At 62.4% G+C, this 22,047-nt stretch carries 18 protein-coding genes; 7 read left to right on the plus strand and 11 right to left on the minus strand.

The window, feature by feature from the left end:
- Positions 1–31: 31 nt before the first annotated feature.
- The 8 genes from KIT10_05210 to rpsA all read right to left on the minus strand — a co-directional run bounded on the left by KIT10_05210 (position 32) and on the right by rpsA (position 9,843).
- On the minus strand, positions 32–964 hold the full coding sequence (locus KIT10_05210; protein ID MCW5898649.1) for a ribonuclease Z: 933 nt from the start codon (positions 962–964) through the stop codon (positions 32–34).
- A gap of 69 nt (positions 965–1,033) precedes the next feature.
- On the minus strand, positions 1,034–1,792 hold the full coding sequence (locus tag KIT10_05215) for a T9SS type A sorting domain-containing protein (GenBank protein ID MCW5898650.1): 759 nt from the start codon (positions 1,790–1,792) through the stop codon (positions 1,034–1,036).
- Positions 1,793–1,803: 11 nt separating this feature from the next.
- Entirely contained in the window at positions 1,804–2,178 is a 375-nt protein-coding gene (locus KIT10_05220; GenBank protein MCW5898651.1) for an STAS domain-containing protein, read from the minus strand.
- A gap of 68 nt (positions 2,179–2,246) precedes the next feature.
- On the minus strand, positions 2,247–3,230 hold the full coding sequence (locus KIT10_05225) for an aspartate carbamoyltransferase catalytic subunit (protein MCW5898652.1): 984 nt from the start codon (positions 3,228–3,230) through the stop codon (positions 2,247–2,249).
- 19 nt (positions 3,231–3,249) lie between these two features.
- Entirely contained in the window at positions 3,250–3,837 is a 588-nt protein-coding gene (pyrR, locus tag KIT10_05230) for a bifunctional pyr operon transcriptional regulator/uracil phosphoribosyltransferase PyrR (GenBank protein MCW5898653.1), read from the minus strand.
- Between the two features lie 139 nt (positions 3,838–3,976).
- On the minus strand, positions 3,977–6,088 hold the full coding sequence (locus KIT10_05235; protein ID MCW5898654.1) for a tail fiber domain-containing protein: 2,112 nt from the start codon (positions 6,086–6,088) through the stop codon (positions 3,977–3,979).
- 41 nt (positions 6,089–6,129) lie between these two features.
- Positions 6,130–7,098 carry a T9SS type A sorting domain-containing protein gene (locus tag KIT10_05240; GenBank protein MCW5898655.1) on the minus strand — a complete coding sequence of 323 codons (969 nt, stop codon included), beginning with the start codon at positions 7,096–7,098 and terminating at the stop codon, positions 6,130–6,132.
- An 804-nt stretch (positions 7,099–7,902) separates the two neighbouring features.
- The gene (gene rpsA / locus KIT10_05245; protein ID MCW5898656.1) at positions 7,903–9,843 is read right to left on the minus strand and encodes a 30S ribosomal protein S1; all 1,941 of its coding nucleotides are present in this window, start codon (positions 9,841–9,843) and stop codon (positions 7,903–7,905) included.
- A gap of 240 nt (positions 9,844–10,083) precedes the next feature.
- On the opposite strand from rpsA, the gene KIT10_05250 reads away from it, so the two are divergent.
- Positions 10,084–11,307 (plus strand): 4-hydroxy-3-methylbut-2-enyl diphosphate reductase, encoded by a 1,224-nt coding sequence (locus tag KIT10_05250; protein MCW5898657.1) that lies wholly within the window; start codon positions 10,084–10,086, stop codon positions 11,305–11,307.
- Positions 11,308–11,350: 43 nt separating this feature from the next.
- Here KIT10_05250 and KIT10_05255 read toward each other — a convergent pair whose 3' ends face one another.
- From KIT10_05255 to KIT10_05265, 3 genes are all read right to left on the minus strand, one after another.
- Positions 11,351–12,043, minus strand: coding sequence for a hypothetical protein (locus KIT10_05255; GenBank protein ID MCW5898658.1), 693 nt, complete (start codon positions 12,041–12,043; stop codon positions 11,351–11,353).
- 253 nt (positions 12,044–12,296) lie between these two features.
- Positions 12,297–12,965, minus strand: a complete 669-nt coding sequence (locus KIT10_05260; GenBank protein MCW5898659.1) for a hypothetical protein — start codon at positions 12,963–12,965, stop codon at positions 12,297–12,299.
- A gap of 145 nt (positions 12,966–13,110) precedes the next feature.
- On the minus strand, positions 13,111–15,957 hold the full coding sequence (locus tag KIT10_05265; GenBank protein ID MCW5898660.1) for an SH3 domain-containing protein: 2,847 nt from the start codon (positions 15,955–15,957) through the stop codon (positions 13,111–13,113).
- Positions 15,958–16,125: 168 nt separating this feature from the next.
- Between KIT10_05265 and KIT10_05270 the strand changes: the two genes are divergently transcribed.
- The 6 genes from KIT10_05270 to KIT10_05295 all read left to right on the plus strand — a co-directional run bounded on the left by KIT10_05270 (position 16,126) and on the right by KIT10_05295 (position 22,021).
- Complete coding sequence (locus tag KIT10_05270) at positions 16,126–16,857, plus strand: hypothetical protein (protein MCW5898661.1); 732 nt, start codon at positions 16,126–16,128, stop codon at positions 16,855–16,857.
- Positions 16,854–17,495 (plus strand): response regulator transcription factor, encoded by a 642-nt coding sequence (locus tag KIT10_05275; GenBank protein ID MCW5898662.1) that lies wholly within the window; start codon positions 16,854–16,856, stop codon positions 17,493–17,495. Before KIT10_05270 ends, KIT10_05275 begins: the two co-directional genes overlap by 4 nt.
- A gap of 88 nt (positions 17,496–17,583) precedes the next feature.
- Entirely contained in the window at positions 17,584–18,288 is a 705-nt protein-coding gene (locus KIT10_05280) for an ABC transporter ATP-binding protein (GenBank protein MCW5898663.1), read from the plus strand.
- A 53-nt stretch (positions 18,289–18,341) separates the two neighbouring features.
- Positions 18,342–19,586, plus strand: coding sequence for an ABC transporter permease (locus KIT10_05285; GenBank protein ID MCW5898664.1), 1,245 nt, complete (start codon positions 18,342–18,344; stop codon positions 19,584–19,586).
- Between the two features lie 4 nt (positions 19,587–19,590).
- A complete protein-coding gene (locus tag KIT10_05290) occupies positions 19,591–20,838 on the plus strand; it encodes an ABC transporter permease (protein MCW5898665.1) in 1,248 nt (415 codons plus the stop codon).
- A 67-nt stretch (positions 20,839–20,905) separates the two neighbouring features.
- The gene (locus KIT10_05295) at positions 20,906–22,021 is read left to right on the plus strand and encodes an efflux RND transporter periplasmic adaptor subunit (protein MCW5898666.1); all 1,116 of its coding nucleotides are present in this window, start codon (positions 20,906–20,908) and stop codon (positions 22,019–22,021) included.
- Positions 22,022–22,047 lie beyond the last annotated feature (26 nt).

Genomic DNA, 22,047 nt, shown 5'->3' on the forward strand with positions numbered 1-22,047 from the left:
ACAGCAGGGGCTCGGCCGGATGGGAAGTTCTTCACGCCTGTTCGTTGGCGCCAGGGGTGTACGACACGCCCTCCTGGGCGGGCAGCGTGGCCGGAAAGATGGCTCGGGCCTCAGCCAGCAGCGGCTCCACCGTCTTGTAGCGCGAACTGAAGTGGCCCAGCAGCAGCCTGCCCACGCCGGCATCGCGCGCCAGGGTGGCGGCCTGCGCGGCGGTGGTGTGGTAGGTCTCCTTGGCGCGGGCCGCCAGTTGCTCGGTGAAGGTGGCCTCGTGGTAGAGCAGGTCCACTCCTCGGAGATGGGGGATCAGCGCGGTCTCATAGGCGGTGTCGGAACAATAGGCGTAGCTGCGCACCGGCGGTGGCTCCAAGGTCAGCTCCGCATTGGGCATCGTGCTGCCATCGGCCAGGACGAGATCATCGCCGAGCTTCACCGCATCGCGGCGGAAGTGCGGCACCAGATGCAGGCGATCAAGGCGCAGTGGACGCGGCGCTGGCTTCTCGCGGAAGACGAAGCCTGTGCAGGGGATGCGGTGGCGCAGGGCGAGCAGGCGTACCTCCACGCGTTCATCCTGCCAGGCCAGGATGCCGTTCGCAGGCGTTAGCGCACGATGCTCCACCGGAAATCGCAACCAGGTCTCCGAGGCGCGCAACTGCACATCGACCACTTCGCGCAACGCGGGCGGCCCGTGCACATGCAGCGGTGTCTTGCGCCCCAGCAGATGCATGGTGCTGAGCAGGCCCATCAAGCCCAGGTAGTGGTCGCCGTGCATGTGGCTGATGAAGACATGGCCCACACGCATGAAGTTGATCCCCAGTTCGCGCAACCGTTCCTGGGTGCCTTCTCCGCAATCGATCAGATACAGCGCCTCGTGCACGTTGAGCAGCTGCGCCGAGGGGTGCCTGCCCCGGGCGGGCAAGGCCGCACCAGTGCCGAGGGGGATCACATCGAATCTGCGGAGCGCCATGCTTGCAAAGCGAAGGCCCCGGTCCTGTCGTGCGGGATCGGGGCCTTCGGGGCTTGGGTCGGAAGGGGATCAGCGTTGCAGCACCATGCGGCCGGTGAAGGCCTCCTTGCCGCTTTCCACCTTGTAGAGATAAACACCCTCCTGCAGGTCGCGGTTCTCGAAGGGGATGCGGTTGATGCCCGCCTTGCCGTGGAGCGTCTGCTTCCACAACTCTTCGCCCAGCAGGTTGAAGACCCGCACGCGCACCTCGCCGGCACGGGCCATCTGGAACTCGATCTGGGTGCGCACGCTGAAGGGGTTGGGCACGTTGCGCACATGGCCCAGGCCGGGCACCATGGCCACCTCCTGCACGCTCACGCTCTGCGAGATGAAGATCTTGTAGCCGGTGAAGCTGTACGGGATGGGGATGACGTTGCCGAACAGGTTGGTGTAGGCCAGCACGTTCAGCACCAGCGGAAAATCACCATGCTCCGTGGGGGTGCCCTGGATCACGCCGCAACCCAGCTGGCCCGTGATGTAGGAGCAGGGCGCGCCGGTCTGCGAGTTGCAGAGCACGGCCAGTCCATTGGGCAGGCCGCTGATGCCGGTAAAGGCCACCGAATCGATCATCTGGCCCTCGAAGGCGGGATTGATCACCCCGGCGTTCTGCGGCACGATCAGATTCAGGTCCTGGAAGTAGGGCTGGCCCATGGTGCCCCAGGTGAAATTGGTGGTGGTGTCGGGCCACACGCCGAAGAGGCTGTCCGCGTAAAGCGGGTTGGGCGTGCACGGCTGTGCCAGGGCACGGGTGGCGATGACCAGCAGGATCGGGAGTAGGGTTTTCCTCATGGGAAGGTGGGTCACGGTTCCTTGTTGATGTCTTTCTCGATCTCCTCCATGTAGAGCAGGTCGACGGCCTCGGCGGCCGTGGGGGTGATGGAGAGCACGCTCTCCAACTGGGATATCTGCACCAGTTTCTGCACGGGTTCCTGCAGGCCGCACACGACCAACGAGCCGTTCACGCTCTTGCACAGGCGGTTGGCCACGAGCAGGGCGCTCAGCCCGCTGGAATCGCAGTAGCGCGTGGCGGCCAGATCGATGATCACGTTCCGCACGTTGGTCTTGTTCAGGTAGACCAGTTCGCTCTTCAATTCAGGCGCGCAGGTGGTATCCAGCTTCTCCACGTTGCTGGTCACCAAGGTGTAGCGGCCTTTGTCTTCGATGGTGAAGTTCATGGTCCGGTGTTCCGGTCAAAGATAATCAGGGCCGGGATCCGAAAGGGCAAGGCGCGGCGGGCGCGGTCTCACACATGGCCGCGTGGGATCCGGGCGGCCAGCAGATAGAGCACCGCCATGCGGATGGCCACACCGTTCTCCACCTGGTCCAGGATGATGCTGTTGGCGTGGTCGGCCACCTCGCTGGTGACCTCCACCCCGCGGTTGATGGGCCCCGGATGCATGATGGTGATGTCGCGGCCCACACGCTGGTATCGGGCCAGGTCCAGCCCATAGAGCATGGCGTACTCGCGCAGGCTGGGGAAGTTGGCCAGGCCATCGCCCCCCTGCCGTTCCATCTGGATGCGCAGCATGTTGGCCACATCGCACCAGGCCAGCGCCTTGTCCAGGTCGTGCTCCACGGTCACGCCCAGGCTTTCCACGTGCCGGGGCATCAGCGTGGCCGGGCCACAGAGCATCACTTCGGCGCCGAGCTTCTTCAGGCAGAGGATGTTGCTGAGGGCCACCCGGCTGTGGAGGATGTCGCCCGCGATGAGCACCTTCACGCCCTTCACCCTTCCGAGCTTTTCGCGGATGCTGTAGGCGTCCAGCAGGGCCTGGGTGGGATGCTCGTGGGTGCCGTCACCGGCATTCACGATGCGGGCGTCCACGTGGCGGCTCAGGAAGATGGCGGCGCCGGGGTCGGGATGGCGCATCACCACCATGTCCACCTTCATCGCCAGGATGTTGTTCACCGTATCCACCAACGTCTCGCCCTTGCTCACGCTGGAGCCGCTGGCGCTGAAGTTCACCACGTCGGCGCTGAGGCGCTTCTCGGCCAGCTCGAAGCTGACGCGGGTGCGGGTGCTGCTCTCGAAGAAGAGGTTGGCGATGGTGATGTCGCGCAGCGAAGGCACCTTCTTGATGTGACGGCCCAGCACTTCCTTGAAACCGTCGGCGGTGCGGAAGATGAGCTGGATGTCTTCGGCACTGAGGTCCTGGATGCCCAGCAGATGCTCGGTGCTGAGCTGGCCGCTGGGGCTGTCCAGGGAGGTGTCGGGTGCCGGGCTCATGGGTGTGCTTGGCGCTTGGTCATTGTCCCACACCTTGGGCGATGCTGGCCGCGTCGGTGGCGTCCACGTCGGCACCGTGGAGCAGCACGCGGTCCTGGCCGTCGGTCTCGCGCCACTCCACGGTCACATGCTGCCCGGCGATGCTGTCCACCCAGCGGCCCACGTGGTCGGGTTGGATGGGCAGTTCTCGGCTGAAGCGTCTGTCGATGAGCACCAGGAGTTGCACGGTGGCGGGTCGTCCGAAGGCGAGCAGGGCGTCGAGGCCGGCGCGGATGGTGCGGCCGGTGAAGAGCACATCGTCCACCAGCACCACCTTGCGGCCGTCGAGGGAAAAATCCAGTTGTGTGGCGCTGGGCGTGGGCGGCGTGGTGCGCAGGCGGAAGTCGTCGCGGTGGAAGGTGATGTCGAGCTCGCCGTACTGGAGTTGCTCACCACCGAGGATGCGGGCCAGCACGGCGCGCAGGCGGCGGGCCAGCAGAATGCCGCGGGGCTGCAGACCGATGAGCGCTACGCCGGTGAGGTCGCCGTGGTCCTCGATCAATTGGTGGCACAGCCGCTCCACGGTCAGCTCCAAGGCTTTGCCCGAGAGGATGGTCACCGGCCGCATGGCGGCGAAGTTAACCGGCGGCGAAAAGGGACGATGCTGGCTTTGGAAAACTGTTGTCGCGGAGGAGGGGTGAGAGGGTGCGCAAGATGGATCCCACCACCCGCGCACCCTCCCACCTTTGCGCTCTGCTCTCGCTGCACTACCGCACCTTCACCGCCCGCTTCACCAGCGGCTCGCCATCCAGCAACAGCGTCACGTAGTACACGCCCGGTGCCAGCTGCGCGGTGTGCCAGTCGTAATGGTGATCGCCTGCGGAGGCCAGGCTCTCATGCAAGACCTGGAGTTGCTTGCCGTCGCCGCTGTTCACCAGCAGTTGCATGCGGCCCGTGCGTTCCAGCGTGTATCGCACGGTGGTGGCGTCGGTGAAGGGGTTGGGGTCGATGCGCAGCAGGCGCTCCAAGGTGGGGTCCTTCTTCACCTCGCCGTGGCCGTCCATCGGCCCGGGCTGGTAGGCCTTGTCCGTGTCCTGGGCGCAGCAGGCGGCCACTTGCTCTTGCATGGCGGCCATCTGTTCCTGTAGCTGGGCGATGACCTGCTGTTGCGCTTGCACGGCGCCCACCAGCACGGGGATCAGCCCATCATAGTTCATGGCCTTGAAGGTCAGTGCCGGCTCGGTCTCCGTGCCCGTGCTGTCGATCGCCGCAGGGCGTTCCACGTCCATGACCAGTTCCGGCAGGATGGCTTCCACCTCTTGCGAGAGCAGACCGATCTGCCCGCCCGTGGGCAGGGAGAGGTAAGGCATCTCGGCAGCGGCGAAGGCGTAGCGCTTGGGCTTCAGTTGCAGCACCAGGTCCAGCGCCTCCTCCAAGGCCAGCTCCTCGATGCCGGTCTTCAGGTTCGCGTCGGAATAGGTCCATGCCGAGGCGCCCAGAAAACCGCGGCCCTCGAAGTAGCCGCCCCACCAGTTGGCCATGGAAGTGTCGGGGACAATGGCCTGGCCATACACGCTTGCAACTAACCCAGTGCCCAAATTGAAGGACTTCACTGCCACGCCATGCACACCATAGACTGACCCACCCAAAGCCGCTTGCGTGGTGGTCAACTCTCCACGGCCGGATACGCCGTATGTACCGCGGCCATTGCGGGACAGGCCGCGCACACCGTAGCTGTTCAGGCCCACTGCTGCGCCGGTGGGTAGGCAGAACCCATACATCCCGAAATGATCCTGTTGGACATTCGGCACCACTGTGCCGCGGATCGCGATACGGTCCAACTCGGAGAAGACCTCATGATGCACGTCCAACTTGGCCTTGGGCAACTGCAGGCCGATGCCCACGCCCTGCGGCATCTGCGGGCAGCCGGGATTGGCCGGGTAGGCCGTGGAGATGGAACTGTTGGAACCCGGCGGGCCTTGCAGCGTCCAGGTGCAGTCGGAACCGTTGAAGTTGTCGATCGGCCGCCAATAGACCCGTCCATCGGTGGAGTCGGCCACCAGAACACGGTACAGCGAATCATTCCGGTAGAGCGTAGGATGCACGAAATCCCGCAGGCGGATGGTACGGTCCAGGATGTCGAGGCGCTCCTCAGGCTGAATGTCCACCCCTTGCACAAAGCTTTCCGCCTGGTAATCACCAATTCCCACGAGTATGCTGTGGTGGCTTTCCGGGAACAGCCGCATGCCTTCCAGTCCTTCATAGCTGCGCGCTCCGGTGTTCGTTCCTGCCAGCGGCGATGTGGTGAACCGGAAGGTGAGGATGTCTGGCCCGAACGAACCATCCAGGTCATTGCTCCACTGCACCACCATGTCCGTGCGGTCGTTGATCAGTCCGCCTCCGCTGTTGAAGTGGTACTTCTGGCCCACGTATCCATGGTCCCCATTGCCGGTGAAGGTGACACCATTGCGCTGCCAGGGCCGGAAGCCGCGCTGCTGCGCATAGACACCCGGTGAATTGGTGGTGCTATCGGCCAGATGCAACCTGGTGAATGGCCCCTGGGTATTGGTGAAGAACAGGGGCTGGTTGCTGATGCCCAAATAGCCGTTCTGCGGAATGCCAGGGTAGGTGTTCACATTGATGGTTCCGGTGGGATAAAGCCGCATCCGTTGCAGGCCATGTGTGTAGAACTCGATCGGCTGGTTCGCATCGTGCCGGATCATCAGCGGGTCGTTCGTCACCGTATTGTCCCAGCCGACGAAATCGGTCGCTGAATTGAGGCTGTTATTTCCCTCAAATGTCACCTGTGAATGCCCAACCCCAAGGGCCAGCATGCATACGGCCATCACGGATGACCGCAAGAAATTCTTCGCTTTCATGGTTCGTTGTGCTTGTTGTTACCAACAAGACCAGACCGATGCTATTCGGCCAACACGAACTTGAACGAACGTTGTCTCCCGCCTTGCTCCATGCACAACAGATAAGCACCCCGCGCCCATGCGCCCACATCCATGCGCCATGTTCCAGCTACTGCATTCCCTGTCCATAGCTGCCGCCCCAAAGAGTCGTATATCGCCACCTGTGTACACTGCGACAAACCGCTCATGCACACTACGCCGAAAGCCGGGTTCGGGAAAAGCACCACACCGTCCTGCACCGTTTCAGGAACCCCAAGCGCCATCGGGCAGCCATCCGGGTCCGGCGAAACGCACACTTTGTCGATCACCGTATACCCGCGGCCTTGGATCGTAAGGTGTTCCAAGTGCAGCGTGTCCGTATTGGCGTTGTCGAAGTGGTTGCCCAGCATCACGTACCGGTAAGCGCTGTCTGACACGAAATTTCCGCTCACCAAGGTCCATTCCGCAGTGTCCGCAAGTATGCCGGCGTGTTGGATATGAGCATGGTTCACAGGCGTCGGCAAGGGATCCCCGGCTTCGTATTGACGTGGCTCCATGGTAAAGAGCATCCCCACTCCGCTTGATGCGACCCATGCCTGATTGCTTTGCCCATCATTGCGAAAGGCAGCGTTCGCATAGAAGCTCGCATAGTAGGTTTGCCCGACCACCAGCGGGGATGTCAATTCCACCATCCAATATTCACGCACACCAAACTGCTCGTTGTACGTAATCATCCCGGCGTAGGCCTCGCCTTCGTATGGATACTGGAATGTCGCAGCGTTCAATGGCACGCCATTGAATGCACCAAAGGGCAAACAGCTTTGGAAGTGATCTGTCGATCCGCCACCTGTGAACCAATGGAGCGGCCCTGTTTCCGGGTAGTAATACGTGTTCAAGATCAAGCAGGTATCCGCTTCTTCGAAGGAGGGGTTGGGCACCAGGTTCTGGGCCATACAGGGCAAAGCGGCCATGAACAAGAGGCAACCGAGCATGCAGCCGAGGCTACTGCCCGGCCACCCACCGTTCATCGCGCAAGGAAGCATCGTCGTTCGCATTGTTCGTGATGACCGGCAGCACCTGCCTTCGGCAGGCAAGTAGGCCCGGTCTTCTTCCGCTGGGGATAATGCTCCATCCGTCGCGGGTTGCGGTGGGGCATCCGAAGGTAAGACCGCCTTCGGTGGGCGTTGCGCTGCCTATTGCGCTTCACCAGCGCGTGTCCGGTGTGTACCCCAGCCCTTCTGCCCTGCGGCTTTCGGGCCGGGGCCGTCGCAAGCGCTGTTTGGTGCGCAGCGCGGAGCGGTCATCAACAGCGGTGATCGTTACCGCACAGCGCGTGTGGAAAGACGGTGCGCCCTTGCTTAGGCGCGGAGGATGGTCGCCGCTACCTTGTGGTGTTGCAAGATCAGCGGTCCAGCGGTCCAGCGGTCCAGCGGTCCAGCGGTCCAGCGGTCCAGCGGTCCAGCGGCGCTGCGGCGCGAAGGATGCGTTGCTCAGGCCGGGCGTTCATGATGGTGAATGTAGCAGAAGGATCCATTCCGTGTATGCCATGCGCATAATTCGATGGATCACGTGTTGACTACAGGCAATTCATGCGATCCGCGCCCCAAAGACTTGAATTGGAGTTGTCGCTCCGGTGGGTCACCGTGACGCTTGCACTGACAACCACATCTTGTCAGTCATTGCACACCACGGGATCTCCCTGCCGACAGGGAACAAGGACGACCGAAGACATCTGAATGCACGAAGCCCGGCCGCTGGGGGCCGGGCTTCGCAGCTTGTTTGGCGCAGGGGTCGCCTTACTCGGCTTCGTCGCCGGCTTCCTCCTCCTTGGCTTTCTTGCCCTTGGTGGCGCGCTCCTTGGTCTCCATGGCGCTCTTCAGATCGCCCAGCACGCCCAGATCGCCCAGGGTGCTCTTCTCCACCTTGTCATTCACGCTCTTCAGGCTGGCACTGGCGGCGCCATCGCCTTCCTTGCGCGTGCGCTTGCCTTTGGCGGCAGGTGCCTCGATGGGCTCCTCGCCCTCCTCGAAGGTGCGCGTGTGGCTGAGGGTGATGCGGCGCGCCTCGCCATTGAACTCCAGCACCATGAAGGGGAGCTTCTCCTCCACTTCGGCCTTGGAGCCGTCGGCTTTCTTCAGGTGCTTGGCGGTGACGGTGCCTTCCACGCCATAGGGCAGGCTCACCACGAAGTTCTGACCGGCACGGCCGGTGATGGTGCCCTCATGCGTGCTGCCGGGCGTGAAGACGCCTGCGAACACTTCCCAGGGGTTCTCCTCCACCTGCTTGTGGCCGAGGCTGAGGCGGCGGTTGTCCTTGTCCACTTCCAGCACCACCACTTCGATCTCGTCGCCCACGTTGCAGAACTCGCTGGGGTGCTTGATGCGCTTGGTCCAGCTGAGGTCGCTGATGTGGATGAGGCCGTCCACGCCTTCCTCCAGTTCGGCGAAGATGCCGAAGTGGGTGAAGTTGCGCACCTTGGCGGTGTGCTTGCTCTTGAGCGGGTACTTGAACTCGATGTCGGCCCAGGGGTCGGCGGCGAGTTGCTTCATGCCCAGGCTCATCTTGCGCTCTTCGCGGTCGATGTTGAGGATGACGCAATCGATCTCCTGCCCTTCCTTGAGGAAGTCCTTGGGGCTGCGCAGGTGCTGGCTCCAGCTCATCTCGCTCACGTGCAGCAGGCCTTCCACGCCGGGGGCCACTTCCACGAAGGCGCCGTAGTCGGTGATCACCATCACCTTGCCCTTCACCTTGTCGCCGGCGTTCATGTCGGCGCTGAGGGCGTCCCAGGGGTGCGATTGCAGTTGCTTCAGACCAAGGGCGATGCGCTTCTTCTCGTCGTCGAAGTCGAGGATCACCACGTTGATCTTCTCGTCGAGCTTCACCACTTCCTCGGGGTGGCTCACGCGGCCATAGCTCAGGTCGGTGATGTGGATGAGGCCGTCGACACCGCCGAGGTCCACGAACACGCCGTAGCTGGTGATGTTCTTCACGGTGCCCTCGAGCACCTGGCCTTTCTCCAGGCCGCCTATGATCTGCTTCTTCTGGGCTTCCAGTTCGGCTTCGATCAGCGCCTTGTGGGAGACCACCACGTTCTTGAATTCCTGGTTGATCTTCACCACCTTGAATTCCATGTTCTTGCCCACGTACTGGTCGTAGTCGCGGATGGGCTTCACATCGATCTGGCTGCCGGGCAGGAAGGCCTCGATGCCGAACACGTCCACGATAAGGCCGCCCTTGGTGCGGCACTTCACGTAGCCGGTGATGATCTCGCTGGTCTCCATGGCGTGGTTCACCTTGCCCCACGCGTTGTGGACACGGGCGGTCTTGTGGCTGATCACCATCTGACCGGTCTTGTCCTCCTGCTTCTCGATGTAGACCTCCACCTGGTCGCCGATGGCGAGATCGGCCTTGTAGCGGAATTCGCTGATGGGGACCACGCCCTCGGACTTGTAGCCGATGTTGATCACCACCTCCTTCTTGTTCATGCCCACCACGGTGCCCATGAGCACCTGCTTCTCGGAGATGCTGCTGAGGGTGTCCTCATAGGCCTTCTCCATGGTGTCGCGGTCCACGGCACCCGGCAGGGCGTCGGCCTCCACCACGCCCCAGTCGAAATCGGCGGGGGGTTCGGCGAAGGTGATGGTGGTGCGGTTGCCCACCTTGGTGCTCACCGGCGTCCGGCGTTCGGCCTTGGCGGGCGGGGTGGCCTGTTCGGCCTGTTGTGTTTCTTCAGCCATAGGGCTGTTCAAGCTTGTATCCCGGTCCTGGGGGGCGCTGGCCGGAAGGGGTTGTTGGTTGGTCCGCTGCGTCCCTGCGCGAACATGTCCCCGAAAGGGGCCGCGAATGTAGGCAAACTTGCTGGGAATTAATGCCTCAGCGACCCTTCCGGCAGCAGATGATGGGCCGGATCCGGTCATGCCCATGAACCGGCCGGGTACCTTTGGCGTTCGGAACCCGTCCGCGATACCGATACCCCCGTGCGCACTTTCACCATTCCCACCCACTACCGCAGCGAACTCATCGGGCGCCTGAAGGCCTGGCGCAAGACGCAAGACCCCAAGAAGAAGGACCTCTCGCCCACCCTGCTGGACCTGGGGGCGGTGCGCTTCGTTTTCGCCCGCCACTTCGGCTTCTGCTACGGCGTGGAGAACGCCATCGAGATCAGCTACCAGGCCATCGAACAGAACCCCGGCAAGCGGATCTTCCTGCTGAGCCAGATGATCCACAATCCGGCGGTGAACGAGGACCTTGAAAGCCACGGCCTGCGCTTCATCCAGGACACGCACGGCAACATGCTGATGGACTGGGACGAACTGGGGCCGGACGATATCGTGATCATACCCGCCTTCGGCACCACCTTGGAGACCGAGGCGAGGTTGAGGGCCATCGGCATCGACCCGCTGAAGCACAACACCACCTGCCCCTTCGTGGAAAAGGTGTGGAAGCGCAGCGACCAGCTCGGCGACCAGCGGTACACGGTGATCATCCACGGCAAGGCGAAGCACGAGGAGACACGCGCCACCTTCAGCCACACGGTGCGGAAGGCGCCCGCCGTGGTGCTGCGCGATATGGCCGAGGCCGAGTTGCTGGGCCGCATCATCCTGGGTGAAGAGCCGCTGGAGACCTTCGAGCAGGTCTTCCGTGCGCGCGCCAGCGAAGGCTTCGATCCCGCGCGGGACTTCCAGCGCTTGGGCGTGGTGAACCAGACCACCATGCTGGCCACCGAAACGCAGGCCATCGCCGACCATTTCAAGCAGGTGATGGTGCGCAAATACGGCGATGCCTACCTCAAGGCCCACTTCGCCGACACGCGCGACACGCTCTGCTACGCCACCAACGACAACCAGGACGCCACCAACGAACTGCTGCGGGCCGAGGCCGACCTGGCCTTGGTGGTGGGCGGCTACAACAGCAGCAACACCAGCCACCTGGTGGAGTTGCTGGAGCGGAGGTTCCCCACCTTCTTCATCAAGGATGAGGGCGAGATCCTCAGTGAGGAAGCGATACGGCACTTCAACTACCCGGCGCAAAAGCTGGAGACCACGAAGCATTGGCTTCCGGCGAAACGCCCCATCACCATCATCCTCACCAGCGGTGCCAGTTGTCCGGACTCCCTGTTGGACCGCGTGATGTTGAAGGTGCTGGGCATGGTGGAGGGCGCGAAGGACCCGGTGGAGGTGGTGGAGGGGCTGGTCGCCTGAACGCCTGCCTCGATCTCCTTTGGACCGGCGGTCGTCCTTCGAGTCAGCCGATCGATCCAGCAAACCTCCGCCCCAAGGCCCAGCGCATGGCGGTGAACATCGCCAGGGCCATGAAGAGCACACAATAGACCTTGGCCGATTCCTCCAGTATCACGGAGGTGTGCGAGGGCGGCTCGGAGATGCTGTCGATCACAGTGTGCGCCACGAAGGCCGCGAAACCCAAGGCGATCAATTCCGCGAAACGCGGTGGGCGCAGCACCTCGGGCAGGAACCACAGGCCGGCCAAAAGGGCCACCACGCCGTAGAGGATCACAATGATGTCGTTCCAGCCACGGAAGATGCCGAAGACCCTCTCCCCTGAGGTCTCCACACCTGGAGTGACATCCCCGATGGCCTCGTGGAAACCGACGAGTTCGTCCACCGCCATGAAGGCCAGGCCAGCCGCAGCCAGGGACCAGAACAGCCGTGTGCGGAAGGGCTCGCGCCCCATCTGGAGCGCGGTGACCAATGCGAAGGCGCCGCCCCAGGCCATGCAGAGCGCGGAAAGCGCCGTGACCGCTCCGCGCTCATCGTAGAAATGGTAGGAGGCACCCAAGCCTTCTGGAGCGGCCACAATACAAAGGGCCAGTAGCGACAAGGTGATGACGGAGGCGATGATGACGAGGATGATGATCTTGCCTGGTGCGGATCCGTGGCGGTTCTTCAGGGCTTCCTGGATCCTTTGCTTGTAGGACATGCTTGCGATGGATACGATCGGAAAATGAGGGAGAGTGTGCAGCCAATGTTAAGGAAATGAGCTGTGATGGACGGCGTATGCCCGTCATACAGACATATCGAACCGACGCGATAATGAGCCATGTACCGCATCCCCAGAAAGCGATCCAGGGCGAGGCGAGCAAACTGTATCCGTTGCTGATCCTTGACCCCGCCAATTTGAGAACGCTCTGCTCTTGGAAGCTCAGCACGAGACCTCCCGAAGTCAACAAGTGTCAGCCATGCGGATCATCCTTCAACTTCTCAATGACCTTCTTCCTTGAACCCCACTTGACGACTTTGTGCAGCATGTAGGCGAAGGTGCTGTTCGTTCCGATGGTCACGGTAGACTTCACCGTGGAGGACTTCCCCGCCTTGATCTTGATGTCGAAACCTTGCTGCGAGGCCGCGAATTCCACACGGCCTTCGGTCGTGACCTCCGTTGCGAATCGTCCTTCCATGGCCACCCAGATGGCACTTACCAAGCGGCCATCAGATCCGCTGGCCAACGAGGACAAGGCCTTGGGCGCATGGTCATTCACCGCATCCCGCAATTGATCGCGGTAGATGATGAACTTCATCAATACCAAATTGGCCATCGCGGCCGATGAATGACTCAGGTCCGCTTTGGCTCCATCTCCTTTGATATACTTGACTGTACCGCTCAAAGCCAGATCCCCTTTGGCCACTTTGCTCCAATCAATGGCGATCGGTCCGTAAGTATGGATCTGCACGTTGTCCATCGCGGTCACTGGAAGTTTGTTGCCTACATCGAGATAGGTGCCGTTGTTCATGCTTGATCGCTTGCTGCCATAGCAACCGAGCATGATATCCTCGGCCTTGCCGCGGTAGTAACCGACCCGGTTGTATTTGAAGGCATTGCCCTTGAACTTGTAATTGGACATGGTCTGGTGGATTGGTGGTTGATGGCTGTTGTCAAGGATCGCATCGATATGATCCTTGGTCATACACGAACGTCATGCGCTTGGCCTGATGAAGTGGCGAACCATTCTGATCCCGGCCCTCGGTCAATCCGTCACTCCTGCATGTTCATCCCAGTAGCTTTCTGACCGACTCCACGGTCAGACCACCCGGAGGGTCGTCCTCCTCACGTATGGCACCTGCCACACGTTTCACCTCATCGTCCTCCAAAAGCGGCGCCATCCTCTCCGGCAGCTTGATGCCTGTAGCACCATGGAGCAGGTTCGTGGCTTCCGGCTCCTTGGTGATGTGCTCGGCCAGGGTCGGCCAGCGCAACTCGAGGATGGTCCATCGTGCAAGATCGTCAAGATCGCTGAAATTCTGCTGCAGGTCGCGCACAGCGAGATTCATGGCGAAAGCGTTCACCAGGCGTTTCATGGCACGGGGATTATGTTCCAGCAGATCGGCGAAGCGCATGAGGCGATGCTCCAATGCTTTCGCCTGGTCCGATTCGGTGGATCGCTCCACGATCTTTTCAGCGATCACCTGCCGTTTGGCAGGATCGTCGGTGCGCTTGCCCAACTCACGCAACTCCTCATTTGACGGAAGCTTGGCGATCTCTTCCAACACCTCGGACCGTGCGGTCTGAGTGTTCAATGGTGTTCTTTCATCGGGCCGCTCGCTGCTATCCAACAGTTGTCTCAAGAACCGATCGCGTGCCGCACCCGGCACTCTCGGCAACTCCGCGGAGATCTGGAACATCTTCTCCAGGAAGAGGTGTCCCAAGGGCCTACCGGGTACGCCGATGACCGGGCCGAAGGTGGTGTAGTGCTGCTCGAAGCTGGTACAGATCCACTGCTTGTCCGCTGCCACTAGGAAAGTGACGGGCGTATCCCGGAAAAGGGTCTGAACCCCTTCGAGCAGTTCCACCACATAGGGTTGGTCGCAGCGGTCCAGGTCATCGATGTAGATGATGACCGGCCGACGCATGAAGTGGATGATCCGATCGAAGAGCTTGACCACGGGACGCATCACATCGGACCGCATGTCAGCAAGATGCTGCGCCGAGCGGGCATCCAGAAAGAAGGTACGACTCCATGCCACGAAACCGAGCAGGATCGTCAACACACCGGAAATCGCCGCCCACCAATCCTTGTAGCCCTTGAACTTCCCCTCTGTAACGGACCCCATTGCGACCGAGGTGTCCTGCGCCCCCCCATTGGCTGTGCTCAAGAACAGTGCGATGGACAACGCCAGGAACACAATGGCCAGTCCCCAAGCCAGCAGGTCGGCCCGAAAACGGCGCAGGAACCAAGTGACCCCAAAGCGCTGACGTTCCGCCCAGGTAAGCTGTTTGCGGCCTTGCGAGGCGATCACATGGATCAACGACCACCAGGGTGGCTTCACCCGTTGATGCCGCCAGGCATTGAAGTCTACCACTACCCAGGCCCGACGGCGCATTGCACGCAATCGGTCTATGGCCGAGGCCCGCGAGAACATGTACCGTACTGCGCCATGCACACGCCATTTCCATCGCTGCCAACGAGACAGGTCATGGAGCACCACCCTTCGCCGTCTACGGTCCGCCTTCCACCCCCAATGGGTCAATTCGTCTTTCAAGAAGTTGAGCACGGACGATTTTCCAGAACCCCATGGGCCGTGCAGATGCACCATGAAAGCGTAGCTGTCGCCGGCGCCTTCAATATCGTCGGTACCTTGTATCAGCCCACGCGCCTGCCGGATGCGCTGGGCCAGCAGCTGGGCGAAGGCTTTCCGGCCCAGGTGGTCCACCTTGGCGGCATCGTCGTGGTGGGTGCGGGTGGTTTCGCGGAGGGTCTTCTCTTGGACACCCTCTGTTCCCATATGCGGAAATTCACGCGGATCGCTCAAGTCGATATCACCCCGATGGTCTTCGAACAACTCGAATGAGCCGACTACGGCGGCTTCATTTCCTACCATGTGCAATAACCCTGATGCGGTCAGGGGTCCAGGGTTTCGCTCCGTCCAATTCAAGCCCTTGATGACAGCCTTGACGAACGCACTCGGGCCATTGGCTTCAGAATTTCTCTCATCCGGAGGAGCTGAAACCCCAGCGATTATCGACCATGGAACCTCGCGCGGAGACAGGTACACATCGTCCTTGATATCATAAGACACACTTTGAGTTGACACAAGGTCCAGGATACATGTGACCGACAACACCGAAGCGAACAGGGATACTTGGGATACCAGGACATGGGGAGCAACACCAAGCGGTTCATCAGTCAACAAGCGCGCTACAAAACGCCCCGATTGGTTCTCGATCCCGTAACCAGAATAGAACAGGATCACATGCACACCTTGGCCGTCCTTCAAGGGTGCGCTATTCGGGAAAAGAACTTCCCTCCTGAATCGATCCATACTGAACCCATCTGCTTCATCGATCCGTGAAATGACCGTCTCGATGTTCAGTAATGCTCCGGCCAGCGCTTCACGAAACGCCATGGCACCTGCACTGGCCGTTCTCAGCACAGGATGCCCCCGGTGTCTTGTGGATCCGATCACGATCGCGATCCGCTTGGACGCGACGTCTTCGGTGGCCGACCCTTGACCACCTTCACCCCGTGTTGCTCGCGCCCCATCGAGTGCAGCAGCCTCTGATAGGCCAGCTGCATCCGCAGCCTTGGATCGCACCCGTTTCTTGGCCCTGACCTCCATTGTCCTATCAACTTCCTCAACCTTCTCCACCGTCAAATACCTCCCATCCACCCAACCATTGAGGGTGTTCTTCCCGTCATGGGCCGCGATCAAGGCCCAATCGCCGTCTTTGGACCGCTCAAGCACACTGACCACTGCACCGTTATCTAGTTTCCCAATGACCGGATGCTTGGGTCCAGGCCCTTCGCGCATGTTCAGGACACTCGCGGTAACACGATATGCTTTGTCGCGATCTGGAACGGACCTGCTAGTTTCCCCCATCTCGGGCGCGTTGGCCATGCGATCTGTGGCGCATTGTAGCGCCACCACGAATCTCCGCCGACGCAATCATATCCGCAAGGCCCCGCACACTGTGAAAAACCCCCATTGCGGATCCCCTCACGCACGGGTTGCTTTGTGGCGCGGCGGTGACGAAACGCTCACTGGTCCCTTCGTGCCCGACGCTGCATGCTCCTATCCGCTCCACTGCTGCTGACCGCGCTGACGCTGGGCCTGGCCTTGCTGGCCGCCCTGGCATGGCGGCTGCGCCACTGGCGGCGGCGCGCGGCACAGGCCGATGCCGGATCGCAGCTGTTGCGCCTGATGCTCCACACCGAGCGGGAGGACCGCCAGGCGGAGATGCGTGGCCTGTGCCATGCATTGCGCAATGACCTGGGCCAACTGCTGGCCGCCGCCCAACTGGATGTGCGGCGGACCGTGACCGCGTCAGGGGATCGCGGCCTGCTGGCCGTGGCGCGCGAGGCCCTGGCCGGCGGTGTGGAAGAGGTGCGCGCACTGGGGCGATGGGCCGAAGGCGCCGCGGAGGGCCGCGTATCCCTGGCAGCGGAACTCAGGCGCCTGGCACGTGCGATGCCCGGCGTCGCGCTGGAGCTGTTGGAGACCGGCCGTGCAGACCCCCTGGAGCGCGACACCTGCACCGTGCTGCGCGCAGCGATCGCCGAGGTGCTCATGCGGTCGGCGCGCAACGGCGACCAAACTGCCTTCGCCTGCTACATCAAGCACCGTGCGGATGGTGCGCACATCACCCTCCGTCATGGCGCGCACCACATGACGAACGACATGGACCGGGACGGACTTCCTTCCTTGCTTGCCTGTCACTGCGCGCTGGTGGGCTATGCGTTGGAGCACCACTGCGGCAGTGCCACCATGACCTGGACCCTGCGACCCCTGCGGACATGAAGCACCACGTGGCCTTGGTGGACGACCACCACCTGTTGCGCGGCGGACTGGGTTCCGTGGTGAACCGGCTGGGCGGCTATCAGGTGACCCTGGAGGCCGGGCACGGCAAGGAGTTCATCGAACTGCTGCGCGACGCGGAACCGCCTGCGATCGCCATTGTGGACCTGAACATGCCGGTGATGGACGGCTACGCCACGCTGCATTGGCTGCGCGCCAACCGGCCGGAGATCCGCCCGCTGGTGCTCACCTTCGACGCCGACGACGATGCCATGGCGCGCGCGGTACGTGCCGGCGCCCGCGGCTTCCTCCTGAAGGATGTGAGTCCCGCCATGCTGAAGGCCGCGCTGGACGGCATCATGCGCGACGGCTACCACCTGCCGGAGGAGGCGCTGCTGGCCGCCGATGGCCACGGCGGCCGTCGGCACGGGGATCTGATGGCGCGCATCAGTAAGCGCGAACTGGAGTTCCTGTTGCACATCTGTTCCGATGAGGAGCCGACCTACGAGCAGGTGGCCAAGGCCATGGGCGTGAGCCGCAGCACGGTGGACAAGTTCCGCGAGCACCTCTTCGAGAAGCTCGGCGTGAAGAGCAAGACCGGCCTGGTGATGCTGGCCATGCGCATGGGGCTGGTGCGCTGATCCGCCCCGCCCACCGCTCCTCCCCCATGGGCACCGCTCGTGTAAGCCGCCCGGGCTGCCCGCATGCACCGGGTACTTTCGCACGGTCATGATCCGACTCACGGGAATCCGCAAGAGCTATCGCATGGGCAGCAACACGCTGCAGGTGCTCAAGGGCATCGACCTGCACATCGCCCCCGGCGAACTGGTGAGCATCATGGGCAGCTCCGGCTCTGGCAAGAGCACCCTGCTGAACATCATCGGCATCCTGGACATCCCCGACAGCGGCGAATATCTGCTGGACGGCATGCCGATCAAGGACCTGAGCGAAACGCGGTCCGCGGGACTGCGCTCGAAATACATCGGCTTCGTGTTCCAGAGCTTCAACCTCATCAGCTTCAAGAACGCGCTGGAGAATGTGGCCCTACCGCTCTACTACCAGGGCGTGCGGCGGAAGAAGCGGCACGAGCAGGCGATGGCCATGCTGGAACAGGTGGGCCTTCGCGAGTGGGCGCACCACCTGCCCAACGAACTCAGCGGCGGCCAGAAGCAGCGCGTGGCCATCGCCCGCGCGCTGATCGCCGACCCCAAAGTGATCCTGGCCGACGAACCCACCGGCGCATTGGACACCACCACCAGCGAGGAAGTGATGGAACTGCTGCTGCGCGTGAACCGCGAACTGGGCATCACGGTGGTAATCGTGACCCACGAGCACGACATCGCGGCCATGACCCAGCGTGTCATCCGTCTGAAGGATGGCCTGATCGAGAACGCGCATGTGGATCCCGCTTCCCTCCTCGAGCACGCCCGCTGACCGCAGTGCATCCACCAAACCCCCGGCCTTCAACCCCCAACCCTCCCCCGGCAATGTTCGACCGCGAGAAATGGGGTGAGGTGTTCGAGAGCATCGGCAAGAACAAGCTGCGGGCGGTGCTCACGGGCTTCGCCGTGTTCTGGGGCATCTTCATGCTGATCATCCTGCTCGGGGCCGGTGCGGGGCTGCGCAACGGCTTTGAGTACAACTTCCGCAACACCGCCACCAACAGCATCCGCATCTGGGGCAACGAAACGAGCAAGCCCTGGAAGGGTCTGCCGCCGAACCGCTCCATAGACCTCACCGAGGAGGACATCGAGGCGCTGCGGCACGCCATCCCGGGCATCGAGCACATCAGCGGGCAGTACCGCGTTTGGCGCGGCAACAGCCAGCTGCGCTACGGCATGAACACGGGCAGCTACAACATCCGTGGCATACAGCCGGAATTCCGCCACCTGCAACACCACGAGATCATCGCCGGCCGCTTCATCAATGAGGTGGACCAGGTGCAGAACCGCAAGGTGATCGTGATCGCCGAGGACTGCCGCACGGAGCTCTTCAAGCAGGAGGACCCCTTGCACCAATGGGTGCAGGTGAACGGCATTCCCTTCGAGGTGGTGGGCCTCTACCGCTATGAGACCGGCGGGCCGGAACGCGGGCAGCGCAGCCCGGTGTACATCCCACTGGCCGCCGCACAGCGTGTGTTCAATGCCAAAGGCCTGGTGGACGACATCACCTTCAGCTTCGCCGATGCCAGCATCGCCGGCGCCAAGCAGGCCCAGCAGCGGGCGGTGCATACCCTGGCGCGCCGCCACGATTTCGACCCCACCGACGAGCGGGCGCTGTGGGTGAACAACAACGTGGAGAACGTGGGCACGGTGGGCATGATCTTCACCGGCATCACCACCTTCCTCTGGTTCGTGGGCATCGGCTCGCTCATCGCCGGCATCGTGGGCGTGAGCAACATCATGCTCATCGTGGTGAAGGAGCGCACACGGGAGATCGGCATCCGCAAGGCGCTGGGCGCCACGCCCGCCAACGTGGTGGGGCAGGTGCTGCTGGAGGCCGTCACCATCACGGCCATGGCCGGATGGACGGGCCTGGTGCTGGGGGTCTTCCTCATGGAGGGCATCGCCAGCGTGGTGCCCGGCAGCGAATTCTTCCGCGATCCCACGATCCAGATCAACGTGGCCCTGTGGGCCCTTGCCGCGCTGATCCTGGCAGGGGCCATGGCGGGATTCATTCCCGCTCGGCGCGCGGCGGCCATACGTCCCATTGAAGCTTTACGCGACGAATAAGACCATGTTCGACAGCGACCGCTGGGGAGAGATCTGGAACACGCTGAGCCGCAACAAGCTCCGCAGCTTCCTCACCATGTTCGGTGTGGGCTGGGGCATCTTCATGCTGGTGGTGATGCTGGGCATGGGCAACGGTCTGAAGAACGCCGTGATGGGCGGTTTCGAGGGCTTCGCCACCAACAGCGCCTTCATCTGGACGATGCCCACCACCAAACCTTTTGCGGGTTTCCAGAAGGGACGGCGCTTCTTTTTCGACAATGAGGACATCGACCTCATCCGCCGCAACGTGGAAGGCATCGAGATCTGTTCACCGCAGTTGCAGCTCGGCGGCTGGCAGGGTGGCAACAACGTGAGCCGGGGCAGCAAGGTGGGCTCCTTCTCCATCTACGGCAGCGAACCCGAGGTGCTCCAGGTGGAGGGCGTGGCCATTGCACAGGGCCGTTTCCTCAACCGCATGGACCTGGCGCAGGAACGCAAGGTGGCGGTGGTCGGCGTGGAGGTGGTGAAGCAACTCTTCGGGGCGGAGGATCCGCTGGGCGGCCACATCAAGATCAACGGTGTCTACTTCCAGGTGGTGGGCGTGAGCAAGAAGAAGAGCAGCGCGCAGATGGGCGACAACCCCGACGCGAAGATCTACGTGCCCTTCACCACCTTCCAGAAGGCCTTCAACAGCCTGAACCAGGTGCATTGGTTCACCATCGTGGCCGAACCGGGCGTGGACGTGGCACGCGTGGAAAAGGACATCCGTCTGCTGATGGCGCGGAAACACCGCGTGGACCCCACCGACGAGAGCGCCTTCGGCAGCTGGAACCTGCAGGAGTTCTATGGCAAGATGAACGGCCTCTTCATCGGCATCGGCGGCCTCAGTTGGTTCGTGGGCATCTGCACCCTGCTCGCCGGGGTGATCGGCATAGGCAACATCATGCTCGTGAGCATCCAGGAACGCACCAAGGAGATCGGCATCCGCCGCAGCATGGGCGCCACACCGCGCAACATCACCGGACAGATCGTGCAGGAGGCCCTCACCCTCACCTTCGTCGCCGGCTACTTCGGTCTGCTCGCCGGCGTGGGCGTGCTGGAAGCCGTGCGCAACCTGGCGGGCGATGCCGACTTCTTCAAGAACCCCGGCGTGGACCTCTTCGTGGCGCTGGTGGCCTTCGCCGTCCTCATCGCCAGCGGCCTGCTTGCCGGACTGTTGCCCGCGCGCCGCGCACTCGCCATCAATGCCGTGGACGCCCTGCGCGCCGAATAGAGAACATCAACAGCATCAAGACCCATCGCGATGCCGGCCCGCCCCCGGCATGACAACCAGAACAAGCATGAAACGCATCCTCAAATACCTCCTCCTCGCCCTGCTGGTCATCCTCTTCCTCTGGACCATGGTCTTCCTCTACCAGAAGAGCGCCAGCAAGCCCGATGAGTTCAACATCGAGAAGCCCAAGCGCGAGAACCTGGTGAAGAAGACGGTGGCCAACGGCAAGATCGTGCCGCGCAAGGAGATCCTCATCAAGCCCGTGGTCAGCGGCATCATCGCCGAGCTCTACGTGGAGGCCGGCGATCTGGTGAAGAAGGACCAGCCCCTGGCCAAGATCCGCATCGTGCCCGACATGCTCAGCCTGAGCAACGCCGAGAACCGCGTGCGCGCCGCCGAGATCAACGTGCAGAACGCGCAGCTGAACCACGACCGCAACAAACCGCTGGCGGACAAGGGCGTGATCAGCGCCGCGGAGATGCAGACCTTCGACATGGCCCTGCGCAACGCGAAGCAGGAACTGGAAGCCGCGCGTGAAGCCCTGCAAGTGGTACGCGATGGCATCAGCCGAAGCAGCGCCGGCAACACCATCGTGCGCAGCACCATCGACGGCATGGTGCTGGACGTGCCCGTGAAGGAGGGCAACAGCGTGATCGAGCGCAACAACTTCAACGAGGGCACCACCGTGGCGGCCATCGCCGACATGACCGACCTGATCTTCCAGGGCAAGGTGGACGAGAGTGAAGTGGGCAAGGTGAAACTGGGAATGCCCGTGGTGCTCACGGTGGGCGCCATCGACAATGCCAGCTGGGACGCCGAACTGGAGTACATCGCGCCCAAGGGCATGGAGGAGGCCGGCGCCATCCAGTTCGAGATCCGCGCCGCGGTGAAGGCCAAGGCGGACCAGCATCTGCGCAGCGGTTACAGCGCCAACGCCGACATCGTGCTGGACCAGCGCGACAGCGTGTACACCGTGCCCGAGAGCATCGTGGAATTCAACACGAAGGGCGACAGCGCCTTCGTGAACGTGAAGGACGGCCAGGGCTGGAAGCGCACGTACATCCGCACCGGTCTCAGCGATGGCATCAACATCGAGGTGGTGGACGGCATCGGCCCGGACACGGAGTTGAAGGGTGCCAAGAAGGTGGCCCAACCGAAGGAAGTGGGTGCAACGGTGGAATAGGGGGTTGGTAGTTGGAGATTGAGGGG

This window comes from Flavobacteriales bacterium (genome assembly GCA_026129465.1).
Lineage (GTDB): Bacteria > Bacteroidota > Bacteroidia > Flavobacteriales_F > PHOS-HE28 > PHOS-HE28.